The organism is Sporosarcina sp. FSL K6-3457, from assembly GCF_038007285.1.
Lineage (GTDB): Bacteria > Bacillota > Bacilli > Bacillales_A > Planococcaceae > Sporosarcina.
Genome location: NZ_JBBOWX010000001.1, coordinates 1,070,867 through 1,083,614 on the forward strand (window position 1 = coordinate 1,070,867; position 12,748 = coordinate 1,083,614).

The 12,748-nt window shown below is 39.1% G+C and carries 10 protein-coding genes and 1 pseudogene; 9 read left to right on the forward strand and 2 right to left on the reverse strand.

Annotated features, from left to right (window positions below):
- Positions 1-2 precede the first annotated feature (2 nt).
- The 6 genes and pseudogenes from N1I80_RS05155 to galU all read left to right on the forward strand — a co-directional run bounded on the left by N1I80_RS05155 (position 3) and on the right by galU (position 7,102).
- Positions 3-1,466, forward strand: a complete 1,464-nt coding sequence (locus tag N1I80_RS05155; RefSeq protein ID WP_340736856.1) for a lipopolysaccharide biosynthesis protein — start codon at positions 3-5, stop codon at positions 1,464-1,466.
- Positions 1,456-2,667 carry an O-antigen ligase family protein gene (locus N1I80_RS05160; protein WP_445683691.1) on the forward strand — a complete coding sequence of 404 codons (1,212 nt, stop codon included), beginning with the start codon at positions 1,456-1,458 and terminating at the stop codon, positions 2,665-2,667. Before N1I80_RS05155 ends, N1I80_RS05160 begins: the two co-directional genes overlap by 11 nt.
- Positions 2,645-3,424, forward strand: a complete 780-nt coding sequence (locus N1I80_RS05165; protein WP_340736858.1) for a glycosyltransferase family 2 protein — start codon at positions 2,645-2,647, stop codon at positions 3,422-3,424. Before N1I80_RS05160 ends, N1I80_RS05165 begins: the two co-directional genes overlap by 23 nt.
- A 28-nt stretch (positions 3,425-3,452) precedes the next feature.
- A complete protein-coding gene (locus tag N1I80_RS05170) occupies positions 3,453-4,502 on the forward strand; it encodes a glycosyltransferase family 4 protein (protein ID WP_340736859.1) in 1,050 nt (349 codons plus the stop codon).
- 86 nt (positions 4,503-4,588) lie between these two features.
- Positions 4,589-6,119, forward strand: a pseudogene (locus N1I80_RS05175) (hypothetical protein).
- A gap of 95 nt (positions 6,120-6,214) precedes the next feature.
- The gene (gene galU, locus N1I80_RS05180; RefSeq protein ID WP_340736860.1) at positions 6,215-7,102 is read left to right on the forward strand and encodes a UTP--glucose-1-phosphate uridylyltransferase GalU; all 888 of its coding nucleotides are present in this window, start codon (positions 6,215-6,217) and stop codon (positions 7,100-7,102) included.
- 135 nt (positions 7,103-7,237) lie between these two features.
- On the opposite strand, the gene N1I80_RS05185 is transcribed toward galU, so the two are convergent.
- Positions 7,238-8,749, reverse strand: a complete 1,512-nt coding sequence (locus N1I80_RS05185) for a glycine betaine uptake BCCT transporter (protein WP_340736861.1) — start codon at positions 8,747-8,749, stop codon at positions 7,238-7,240.
- A 244-nt stretch (positions 8,750-8,993) separates the two neighbouring features.
- Positions 8,994-9,854 carry a hypothetical protein gene (locus tag N1I80_RS05190; protein ID WP_340736862.1) on the reverse strand — a complete coding sequence of 287 codons (861 nt, stop codon included), beginning with the start codon at positions 9,852-9,854 and terminating at the stop codon, positions 8,994-8,996.
- Positions 9,855-9,988: 134 nt separating this feature from the next.
- On the opposite strand from N1I80_RS05190, the gene N1I80_RS05195 reads away from it, so the two are divergent.
- From N1I80_RS05195 to N1I80_RS05205, 3 genes are all read left to right on the forward strand, one after another.
- The gene (locus tag N1I80_RS05195) at positions 9,989-10,510 is read left to right on the forward strand and encodes a sigma-70 family RNA polymerase sigma factor (protein ID WP_340736863.1); all 522 of its coding nucleotides are present in this window, start codon (positions 9,989-9,991) and stop codon (positions 10,508-10,510) included.
- Positions 10,503-11,825 (forward strand): DUF4179 domain-containing protein, encoded by a 1,323-nt coding sequence (locus N1I80_RS05200; RefSeq protein WP_340736864.1) that lies wholly within the window; start codon positions 10,503-10,505, stop codon positions 11,823-11,825. The genes N1I80_RS05195 and N1I80_RS05200 overlap by 8 nt, the downstream gene beginning before the upstream one ends.
- 98 nt (positions 11,826-11,923) lie before the next feature.
- Positions 11,924-12,340, forward strand: a complete 417-nt coding sequence (locus N1I80_RS05205; protein ID WP_340736865.1) for a hypothetical protein — start codon at positions 11,924-11,926, stop codon at positions 12,338-12,340.
- Positions 12,341-12,748: the final 408 nt, after the last annotated feature.

Below are 12,748 nucleotides of genomic sequence, written 5' to 3' on the forward strand. Positions count from 1 at the left end.
GGATGAAAAATTCGATACTAAAGAACATAATCCATTTATTTTATAGTACGATTCTTGCCAATATCTTAAATGCTACTACGCTTATCCTATTAGCCAATTATTTTAATGCACAAAACTATGGCATATTTAGCGTGGCGTTAGCTCTCTCAATGATCATGAACTTTTTTACAGACCTCGGGGTAAGTAACACGTTCCTTCGTGAAGGATTGAAGCAGGAAAACCTAAGTATTAAATTTTCATCTTATATAAAGTTCCGAGTTATTTGTTTGTTTCTGGCATGTATTGTTTTTTCGGTCGGTATTCAAATCTTCTATCAAGAACCACAGATTCTTTATATGATGTATATTCTGATGATTCCCATGGTTATTGGTCTGACGATGCAAACGATAGGAATAATTTATTTTCAATTAACTGAAAGGATGCAGTTTATCGCATCCATTAAAATTATTTCTGCGATTTTATTAATGGTCTTAACCGTTTTTTCTATGATTTTAAAAGTGAATGTCGAGTTGACAGCCTTCTTATATGGTTTTTCTTTTTTCTTAGGGGGACTTTACAGCCTATATTTACTTCGTGGGAAAGTGAAGGTGAAATGGAAGTCACCTTTTCAACACCAGTTATTAACGAATCTTAGTCCATTTTTAATAAGTGGGTTATTTATTATGTTAACGCCCCAATTAGGTCCATTAGTGTTAGAAAAAACACTGCCTTTAACGCTTGTGGGTCTCTTTGCGGTAGCTTACCGGATTCCTTCTGCTTTATATCAAGTACCGGGGGTGATTGCAGGAGCATTTTACCCTTTGTTATTTAAGAATTATAACCAAGGAAAGCTGGAGGAGCATACACGATTAAATCTTTTGCAAACGAAGATTATGTTCTACATTGGGATGTGTGTGTCTATATCCTTATTCTATTTGGCTGGATACTTGATCCCTGTTTTATTTGGCGATGAATGGAGTTCTGCGGTTCAACCCTTAAAAATTTTGTCCTTCATTATTGTGCTACAAGGATTTAACATCGCCATCGCTGACGGCCTCACAACAAGAGGGTTACAGAACCGTCGGACTTTTGTACAGTTCGCTACAATAACGATTGGTTCAATGTCTCTTTATTATCTGAGTACTAGCCATGCAGTGGTAGGTGCAGCCATTGCGGTGTTAACTATGGAAATTGTCTCTTTCTTGGGCTATATCCTGGCCCATCCAATAAGAAAAATCGTAGTAATCAAGGTTGTCATTCCATATGGCTTCTGCTTTTTCGTAAGTTTTATCCTTTCATACTATTTATTACATCACCATTCATTTGTGGCAATGATTGTAACCATCATCTCGATGTCTGCGATGATTTTCTTCGTAGATAAGTCGATTCAGTCCTTAATTGTAGATTTTATAAAAAAGAAAATGCAACAGGGAACCCGTTATGTAACAAAAGGGAGACAGGGAGAGGATGAAGATATTGCAAATTGATAAAACCATATCTACATGGCCCGTCTTCCTCTTGTTACTTTTTGTTACGCTTAGTAAATATAATTTATATATTGGTTTTTCATTAAAAATATATATGATCTTTCTGGCTATTATTCTATGTGTTTATTTTAGAGAATTTTACTTTCGTTCTCTTTATCATTATGAAATTTTACTACTTTTGTTTTATTTTACTTATTGTATAAGCGGTGCTTTTTCACTGTACCCAGAATCAAGCATTCGAGTCATACTAGGCGTGATTCTTGTCCTTGGTTGCTATTTCATCATGAGATTTATAGTTGAGCAAACCTCGATTTCTACCATTGAAACTTCCATTGCTACTGTTGGGATTATTTTCAACGCTGTTAGTCTGTTATTGTACATAATTGGTTTAAAGGTGACAGGGGGAACATCGGTAGGCGTAGAGATTATTTCTTATGGATTATTAGTAGATCGAGATTACCCAAGACTAATTGGATTACTTGAGGATCCAAATATCTTTATTTTTTATAATACAATATTTTTTTCCTTTTATTTAACAAATTTAAAGGGAGTTAAGCATTCAGTTGGATTCATCTTATGTGTAATTACCTCTCTTCTCACTTTTTCAAGAGGTGGAATTGTTGCACTCCTCCTCGTTGTTATATTGTACATGGTTTTAGCTAACTTTTCGAAAAAACTAAAAATGATAGCAGCTTCTTTCTTATGCCTCCTCGTTCTGTATATTGCAGGCTCTTTCAGTCAATTAGATGTAAATCAAATCATTACTAGCCGTATTACCGATTTTTCTACCGATGGAGGAAGTGGTCGATTTGAATTATGGGGTCAGGCCTTACAATATTTTATGTCACATCCGCTGTTTGGAATTGGTGCATTCAATTTTTCTGATTACTATGAGTTTGACCATAATATAAAACTATATGTTCACAATACGTATTTGGAGGTTTTGGTGGAGTCAGGAATAATAGGTTTTGTTTTTTACTTTCATTTCCTGCTTTTTTTAATTATTACTCTACTCAAGACTCGATTGCATATCAAAAAACCATACATTGTTCTTACACTTTTCGCTTTTTTATTACAGATGGTTTCCCTATCTCTTATGATTAATGAAGCTTTTTTTGTATTTCTTGCACTGGCTTTGAAATATATTTCTGTATTTGAAAGAAAAGGAGCTGAATCTTATGAAACACAGCCAAAAGGATAGTGGTCCATTGATTTCCATTATTACTCCTTCGTATAACAGTACGGCTTTTATAAAAGAAACCATTGAATCCGTCCTAGCACAATCCTATTCTCATTGGGAAATGATCATTGTTGACGATCAGTCAAAGGATGACTCAGTCCATTTAATTAAACAATATGTAGAAGGTGATCCGCGGATTCAATTGATTTGCTTAACCGAGAATGTTGGTGCTGCTGAGGCTAGAAACATTGCGATCAGAAGGGCAAAAGGAGATTACATAGCCTTTCTTGATAGTGATGATGTATGGTTACCTACTAAATTAGAAGAGCAAGTTACTTTTATGCAAAAGGGAAATATTTCTTTTTCATTTACTTCCTATTCTTTGATTAGTGAGGAAGGAGATCATATGGGGATAGAAGTAACGGCACCTGAAATTGTGGACTATAAGTATCTGATTGGAAATACAACAATTGGCTGTTTAACAGTGATGTTAGATAGGCAGCAAATTAAACAAATAGAAATGCCTATTATTCAACCTGAAGACACGGCTTTATGGTTGGTGTTACTAAAACAAGGGCATCAAGCATATGGCTTACAAAAGGTTTTGTCCAATTATCGTATTGTTAGTAACTCCACATCAAGGAATAAATTAAAGGCTGCCTATCGATATTGGAAGCTCTTACGACATCAAGAGAAGTTAAATTTGGTAAAAGTAAACTTTTACTTCGGTAAATATGCGTATCATGCGTACAGGAAAAACAGATTAAAATCGAGCTAACGGATGACCGAATGGAGGTGAATAAGGAATGCACAATGTTCTACTGTTAACTGACAAACTCATAACGGGTGGTGCTGAGATGTATTTTTGTAAATTAGAAAATCATCTGAAGGCTGCAAATATGACGTTTTATTCAGCAGCTGCACCAGGTGAAATGTACAATGAAATTCATCATAAAACGAACTTTATTTCTCTGAGCTTAAAAAATCATCTCACTAATCTTAAGACACTGAGTAGACAAGTCATTCAAAAGGACATTCGTATCATTCATGCAAATAGTTTAAGGATGCTGCTCTATTCCATCGTAGTAAGGAAAATTACCAAAAGGGACATGAAGCTGGTCTATACCAAACACAATGTAACGGTACTTGAAAAAAGGGTCCCCCTCCTATTTAAAACGGTAGTAAATCGGTATGTCCATCAGGTTATCGCGGTTAGTAATTTTGAAAAAGGGAACTTATTACGACTTGGTGTAAGGAATGAGCTAATCCAAACGATTTATAATGGAGTTGATATAAAACAATTTTCATTTCAGCCATTGCAAGCTCAGAAAACATTTAATGTCGGAATCTTAGCACGTTTATCTAAAGAAAAAAATCATGTATTATTTTTAAACATTGCTAATGAATTAAGAGATATGGAACAAGTTGTTTTTCATATTGCAGGGGATGGACCTGAGAGGGAATTTGTTGAAAAAGAAATCAAAAACTTGCAGTTACATCACAAAATAAATGTTTTAGGCCAGGTTTCTAATCCATATGAGTTTATTTGCAGCATGGACTTGTTGCTTCTAACATCCTTTAGAGAAGTCTTCCCAATGGTCATCCTTGAAGCAATGGCTACAGGAACGCCAATTGTGTCTGTAGATGTTGGTGGCATTAAAGAAGCGATTGTGGATTATGAAACAGGGATTCTTATACGGCATCATTCGGAAAGAGAGTTTGCGGAAAAAATAAAGTTGCTTCATGATAATGAGGATTTAAGACGAGGCTTGATAGGTGCAGCAAGAAAAAAAGTGGAGGAAAGGTTTACTCTTTCAACGATGATTCATTCTACGCTGGAAGCTTACAGATGTTAAAAAATAGAGGCTTCATTTTTTAAAACCTATGTATCCTTTAAAAAAAAGCATAAACTATAACACACCACTGGAAGGAGTGTTATAAAATGACGGATTCTAAAGACTGCCAAAAAAGAGATGTGATAAACATTGATTGTTTTGGGGCTGACCCCAATTTAGCAGACAATTCACCAGCCATTCAACAAGCGATTGATAATTGTATAGCTAATAATTATTCTAAAGTAGTAATTACGGGGAAGAAGCAATATATGCTTGCATCACCCATTGTCGTTAAATCTCATGTAAGCCTAGAAATCGATGCCACTGTGACGTTAATCGTCAAAGGGAATTTTCAAGTGTTTGAGCTCGAAAAAGATGCTTCAATCTCGGGTGGAACAATTGAAATTGTAGATAATAGCTTTAATTCAACCGTTATTTTCCTTTCGGGCGCTCAACAAATCGAGAATCATAATTATACTTCCCTATCTAATCTAAATATACTAAACCGAACTACAACATATCAGGGGATAGCCATTCAATTATACTGTAAAAAAGCATGGGAGTTCATTAGCTTCTTTAGGATGAACGCCATACAAATCACGAACTTTCATACGGCTCTTTATCTTAAAACAGAAAAACTTCAAAATAAAAATACGCCGAGTTGGATTAATGCTAACTCTTTCAATTCCATTTTTATAGATGGTTGTCAGTATGGTATAGAGATTGATGGAAATAGTGATTTACCTTACGAAATTTCCGGAAACACGTTTACTGGCCTCCAAATTCAATGCCGAAAACAAACAAAAAAGGTAATCCGATGTGCTGGCGCCTACAATGTGTTTGAGGGAGTTATATGGGATACATTCCGTATGGATAATCCTCCAGTTGTTGTTGAATTCTCGTCCACTTCCCACCATAATTACCTAAACTCAAATCAAGTAGCTCCATTTATTCTTGATCTTGGGCTTTACAATCAGTGCACGTCCTCTCATGAAGAATCCCTACACGTATATCCTCCGCTTGCACTAGGGAAAGCACATTTGGTTGGGAACCAAGATGATGTCTTAGTGAATGCACCTGTCCGGTATACCGTACGTCAACTTGCAGGAAAAGCCCCATATGGAGGAAATATTAATAATTGTTTTAACTTACTAGATGAGCAAAGTGTGAATTACTTGGATGTACCTAGTACTCAGCCGATTGTCATTGAATTGGACCTGTCAAATCAGCCTATACAATCGCTGAATTGCTTGGGTATCTATTTTGGATGGGGGGAAAGTCCAAGTAGAATATTGATTGAATATCAACAGAGCTTAAATGGACCATGGAAAGTGGCGAAGGATGTTCAATTTAACGTTGGAAATACTGTACTATCAGAGGTAAGAGCGGCTACGTTGTATAAAGTGAAGCTAACGCTAAGCGGATGGTCACAAGAGCATAAGCGATTTCGTATTAATCGGATATTCGCAAAATCTTCGTTACAACATGGTGCCTCTTGGTTGCCTAACTACAGGTGGTAAATTGTACGGGGACTTAGAGCTACAAAAAGGGAATGCTGTAACGTTAGTTTCTCCGAACGGAACCAAATGGAAAGTAAGTATTAATGATCAAGGACAGATCAGTACTTCAAAAATTTAAAATCATAGACAATGGATTGTTCGTGACGTTGTTGTCGGAACGGGAAGTAAAAAATATCTATTAACAGCGAGGTAATGATGAAAGGAGTAATATCATTGGCTAACATCAAAAAAGTAATCATTCCAGCAGCAGGTTTAGGAACGCGTTTTTTACCCGCTACAAAAGCAATGCCAAAAGAAATGCTGCCGATTGTTGATAAACCGACGATTCAATATATCGTAGAAGAAGCAATTGCAGCAGGTATTGAGGATATTATCATTGTTACCGGTAAAGGCAAACGAGCGATTGAAGATCATTTCGATAATGCATTTGAGCTGGAGGCAAATCTTATAAAAAAAGAGAAGTTCGAGCTACTCGAGAAGGTATTGGAATCAGCTTCAGTGGACATTCATTATATTCGTCAGAAAGAACCACTAGGATTAGGACATGCGATATGGTGTGCACGAAAATTTATAGGCAATGAACCATTTGGGGTTATGCTTGGGGATGATATTGTTAGAAGTGAAACACCAGCACTGAAGCAATTAATAGAGCAATATGAAAAAACGGGTTCGAGTGTCATAGGTGTGGAAGAGGTTCATGCTGATAACATTCATAAGTATGGGGTTATCGATGCTTTTCCGGTAGACAAAAACTTATTGCAAATAAGAAACCTTATAGAGAAGCCATCTAAGGAAAATGCCCCATCGAATTTGGCGATTATCGGTCGGTATATATTAACACCAGAAGTGTTTTCTATTCTAGAGGAGAAGAAAATAGGTAAAGGTGGAGAAATCCAGCTTACGGATGCTCTTCAAAGGCTGAAGGCCATTCAAGATATCTATGCATATAAATTTGAAGGAAAAAGATATGATGTTGGTGAACAATTAGGATTTATCGAAACAACTTTGGCCTTTGCGCTTGAAAGACCAGAGTTGAAAGCCGGAGTTCTGGGATTGATGGAGAATTTTATTATGGAGAAAGAATATATAGCCATCCGATGAAATCGACACAAAAAACCATTGATTGTAGAAATATAAAAATGCTAGGGGACAGTTACCACTATAAATCGTGTCCTTCGAATTGTAGCAGTAGCTGGCCCCCTGAAAGGCATTTTCGCTTCATGCAGTATATGATCATCATTTCTTTTTCGGATATGGCCTCACCATTAACCCCATCTCTTTGCGCTCCTTATTGAGTTCCTTATAAAGTGAAACCATCATACCGATGATAACAAAGGAAAAAGGCAACGCAGCAATAATCAATGCATTTTGTAGGGCGGTCAATCCGTTGGCTGATAGCAGAATGATGGCAATGGCCGCTTGTGCAATTCCCCATGTCAACTTGACGACATTAGGTGGTTGAAGTGATCCGTATGTTGTCTGCATACCAAGAACAAATGTTGCTGAGTCCGCCGATGTGATGAAAAAGATGGCGATGAGCAGAATAGCGATAATCGATAGAAACATGGACATTGGCAATTCATGAAAAACTGCGAAGAGCGTTTCTTCAGTCGATAGTGGGGTCAAATCCACACCTTTGATTTGCACATCCATTGCAGTAGCACCGAAAACAGAGAACCAGAAAAAGCTAAGTAATGTCGGTAATAACAGGACGCCTGTCAGGAATTCACGTATCGTTCGTCCGCGCGATACACGGGCGATGAATATGCCAACAAATGGTGACCATGAAATCCACCATGCCCAGTAGAAAATCGTCCACGTATTAATCCAAGCCCGGTCACTGTCATCGAGCGGTGCAGCACGGAAGCTCATGCGTGGTAAGTTTTGAAAGTATGAGCCGATGGTGTCGGTAAATGTATCAAAAATTAACAGGGTAGGTCCGAGAATAATGACAAAAATGAGCAGTATTGCCGCAAGTACCATATTGGCGTTGGACAAATATTTAATTCCCTTACTGATACCTGACCATGCCGAAGCGATAAAGAGAATAGTGACGACGATAATAATGACAAATTGAACAGGAAAACTAATGGGTAAATCGAATAGATAAGAGAGCCCGCCATTGATTTGAATGGCGCCAAAACCGAGTGTTGTGGCAACACCTATGACTGTCGCGAAAACGGCAAGTACATTGACGATTGTGCCGGGTGTCCCATTCATACGGTTACCGAATATTGGTTTTAACGTTGCAGATATCAATCCTGGCTCGCCTTTCCGGAATTGGAAATAGGCCAGTGACATGGCAACGATTGCGTAAATGGCCCATGCATGAATGCCCCAATGGAAAAAGGTATAACGCATGGATTCTCGAAAAGCAGCATCCGTACCCGGTTGTTCTGTTGCAGGATTTATCGCAAAGTGCGATAGTGGTTCTGCGGCGCCCCAGAAGACGAGACCGATTCCCATCCCGGTTGAAAACAGCATCGCAAACCAGCTCATCCGAGAATACTCTGGTTTTTCATTCGGCTTACCGAGTGTGATTTGTCCCATGGGGCTGACGATAAAGAACAGACAGAACAGCACGATGGCTGTGACGAAAAGTAAATAATACCAACCGAATGCCGATGTGATAAAGTCTTTCATAGCAGTGGTCACAGCTTCGAAGCTTTCGGGTGCTAGCGCGCCATACAAAACGGCTATGAAAACAAGTCCAAGCGTAATCCAGAATACATTTGAGGTTTTTTTCATCTAATCACCTATATTTCCTATGTGATAGTGATGCATGTTGTACAGAGTAATCTTGTCCATTATTTGTTATAGGTATGCATAGAAATCTACTACGATTCATTCTTTGTCGATAAATAAAAAAGCAATTCCACTTCTAAATGAGGGAATTGCTTTTTTGTTTGCTTAGAAAACTGTACAATCTCGTACTGTGGATAAGTTACGACGTAGAGATTTAGCGTCTAGGCTCCAGCGCTTTTGTTCTCTATTAAAAACAAGTAAAACGATCAATTTGACTCAAGCTAATTCCCGTGTATTCCCATCTTCTTTGACGATTACGCCATCTGTAACCAGCAACGGAAGTTCGACCAACAAAGACTGGAAAGAACCAAAAGCCTTGTCTTCTGGATAACCAAACGTATGTCTGGCGGTAGAGGCAACCACGAATGGCGCCTGGGTCTACTGCGAACGTTTGATGAGTTGGATAGTCAGGAACCCTGTTGGGCGGCGGTGATGTTGGACCTTGTTGGCCAGGTGATTGGCCGGGTGGACGTCCTGGCGGCCCAAATCCAGGTGGTCCTTGGCTAGGTGGGAATCCGGGCGGTCCAAATCCAGGCGGCCCTTGGTTAGGTGGGAATCCAGACGGTCCAAATCCTGGAGGCCCCTGGTTAGGTGGGAATCCCGGAGGTCCAAAACCTGGGCTGCCTTGGTTAGGCGGTCGGCTTGCCATTGGTGCGAATGCTTGCATACTGTGCCCTGTCATGTCTTGTTCTAGTGAAAGATCCTGCATGTCATAGCCCATCATACCTTGTTGTGGAGAGAAACCTTGCGTGTCATAGCCCATAATTTCTTGTTGCGGAGAGAACCCCGGCGTGTCATAGCTCATCATTCCTTGTTGCGGAGAGAATCCTTGCGTGTCATAGCCCATCATTCCTTGCTGCTGAGGGAAACCTTGCGTGTCATAGCCCATCATTCCTTGTTGCGGAGGGAAACCAGGCATTCCGTTGCCCATCATCTGTCCGCCAGCGCCATAACCCGGCATACTGTGAGCACTTTTATCCTCATATCCTTCGGGTAATCGAGGGGACCATTGTTGTCCGCCTTGTTCACCCGGTTGCATGTTGACCATTTGTTCACTCCTTCCAAGTGATTCAATCTAGTCTATGCGACAATGGGTGAAATGGAATGGACGCTGATATTCATTTCACGCAAACTTTTTCAAGTTTCGCGGGTCTAATGGATAACAGGGAATGAGGTGGAGTTTTGACAGACACGGAATTGGTGGTGCAAGCAATCGCAGGAGATGACGATGCTTTTCTAGCGCTACTGCTGATACATAAGGATGCGCTTTATCGAACGGCGCTAGCTTATTTGAAAAATCGAGAAGATGCACTAGAGGCCGTTCAAGAAGTAACGTTTCGTGCATATGAAAAAATCCATTCATTGAAAAATCCAGAGTATGCGAAGACATGGCTTGTACGCATCATGATGAATTACTGCCGCGATGTTTTACAGAAACAAAAGCGTTTGCTGTTTAATGAAGACCTCGTCATGCAGCAAGGTATTAGTGAGGATTACACCTATCTTGAGGTCGAAGAAGCACTTGGGCAATTAACCGATGAACAACGCGAACTTATTCATCTGAAATACTTACAGGATGTCAAAATAAAAGAAATAGCTGAAATGACTGCGACTCCAGAGAGTACAGTTAAAACGAGATTGTATAAGGCGCTCAAGGTACTTCGTTCGTTTATCGAGGAGAAAGGGGAGATCCGCCGTGTTTAAGGATGAGGAAGAGAAGTTGGAGAAATGGAAAGAAGAAATTGAAAACGCTAGTGTACCGCAGGATGAGTTGGAAGGGGCGATTCGACAAGGGTTACAGCGTGCTCAACAGGTGGCGAAGCCAGTGAAAAAACGTCCTGTTGTTAAACGCGGTGTGTGGGCGGTGGTTGTGGCAGCGGTGCTTCTTATTACATTCGCCACATCAATCCGAGTTTCTCCAGCTTTTGCGAATGTGGTTGCCTTGATACCAGGGATGGAGAAGATAGTTGCGCTTATCCAGGATAATAAAGGGCTACAATCAGCAATCGAAAATGAATATTATCAACCGTTGAATCAATCCATTGAAAAAGAGGGAGTGACGTTAACACTTGATGGTGTAATTGCAGATGAACAAGAAATGATTATTTTTTATAGTGTGAAAAGCTTTAATAAAGGTGAACAACCTCTTAATGGGCATCCACTAATAACAGATATTGAAGGAGAAGATATTGCAATAAGATCATCTTCAGATGCGCTTTATGATATAGATGGGAAGGGCCTTGAAAATTCCTCGAAGGTAAATGTACACTTTCGGGAGGTAATTAACAAAAGTGGATTTATTTTCAAAGTGAAACTAGAGTCTGATTCACAATCCATTGATTATGAAATTCCTTTTTCATTGGATAAAGAAAAAATGCCCACCATTCGTTACCCAACCAATGAAACTGTTTCAATTGAAGGCCAAAAGATCACGATTAAACAAATTGAAATTTCGCCTATAAAAGTGAGTGTCCATATACGTGTAGATCCTGCTAATACAAAAGAGATTTTGGGTTACGAAGATTTCCGGCTAGTGGATGGCAAGGGAGAAACTTGGTCAGCGATTACCAACGGGTTAACCGCTTCCGGCATTGACGAATATGAACGGGTCTACTATTTACAAAGTAATTATTTTGAACAAGCAAAGGGATTGACGCTTATGTTTAATAAGTTGCAGGCGATCGATAAAGATGAAGCATACGTAGTAATTGATACGGATAAAGGAATTATATTGGAGCAACCAGCCGATCAAAGATTTTCAGTGATAATGACAAATCGCAGGTTTATCGAGTTATTTTTGAAAGGTGAAAAAGGTTTCCATTCGGACCCATTCATCAAAATTGTGGATATGGAAGGAAAAGAGTTTCACACGAGTGGTGGAGGATTTTCAAGACTTTCAGATGAACAAATCCAGCTAAGTGTGCGAATTCCGGACGAATCGTATGTCAATCCGATTAAATTGCCTTTGTATGGTTATCCGCAATGGATTGAAGGGGATGTGAAGATTAAAATTAAATAATATAGGGGGAGACTGTTAATAGTTGGATGGAGCGACTGTGTTTATGGTAGAATACGGGAAGTTGTAATACTCTGAATTATTCGCGTGAGGGGAATTGTATGAAGAAAATCGGATTAGTAGTTGCTCTTGTCTTGTTATTAACGGGGTGTAATCGAGAGTTTGCGTTTTCTGAAGTGGCTATAAAAGATGTAAATAGTAAGATGAAAGAGACAATTGAGACCTTAGAAAATGGTAATTATATATTTTCCGGTGAAAAAGTACAATATGTATTTTTGAATAGGGGAAATATCGTACAAGGTGAAGAAGCAATTGCCCTTAGTAATATAATGGCAGATGTGAAAGAGCAAGTGCTGACAATAAATTTTAGTGAAATGGAGATTTCTGATTTTGAAGACAAGGATGCACAGCATCAACTGCTTTATAAAATTACCGGTGTAGGGGATTTCGATACTATATCGCTAACGAGAGACGGTGAATCCTTGTCGTTCGATTCAGTGCTAGTAGGCTACAACTGAAATATGGATCTCTCGAGGAAGTGGGTGTCAAAAAAATAACGAAAAAGTTCCTCAGTAGTATAGGCTACTGGGGAACTTTTTTGCATTGGTCGTAAAGTTATCGTAATGGGTCGTCCAGTTTCGCTTCAGGGTAGTCGAGTTCGGTGAAAAGGTCGTAGAGTATGCCCAGGGTCGTCCAGTTTACCGAATTGTTCGTTCAGTTTCGCTTCAGGGTAGTCGAGTTCGGGAAAAAGGTCGTAGAGTTTGCCGGGGTAGTCCAGTTTTCATAGTAGGTATCCGGGTTTCGTATTTAGATAGTCCAGTTTCCAAAAGTCTATAAACTTTATCCCACTAAAACAGCATCACGTTACCACAGACTAAACTTTCTGAATATCGTACAATAAAGCGCTTACATCGTGTACGATATTA

Coding starts and splice junctions, on each gene's coding strand:
- N1I80_RS05155 (WP_340736856.1), top strand. CDS start 3: ATGAAAAATTCGATACTAAAGAACATAATCCATTTATTTTATAGTACG.
- N1I80_RS05165 (WP_340736858.1), top strand. CDS start 2,645: ATGAAACACAGCCAAAAGGATAGTGGTCCATTGATTTCCATTATTACT.
- N1I80_RS05170 (WP_340736859.1), top strand. CDS start 3,453: ATGCACAATGTTCTACTGTTAACTGACAAACTCATAACGGGTGGTGCT.
- N1I80_RS05185 (WP_340736861.1), bottom strand. CDS start 8,749: ATGAAAAAAACCTCAAATGTATTCTGGATTACGCTTGGACTTGTTTTC.
- N1I80_RS05190 (WP_340736862.1), bottom strand. CDS start 9,854: ATGGTCAACATGCAACCGGGTGAACAAGGCGGACAACAATGGTCCCCT.
- N1I80_RS05205 (WP_340736865.1), top strand. CDS start 11,924: ATGAAGAAAATCGGATTAGTAGTTGCTCTTGTCTTGTTATTAACGGGG.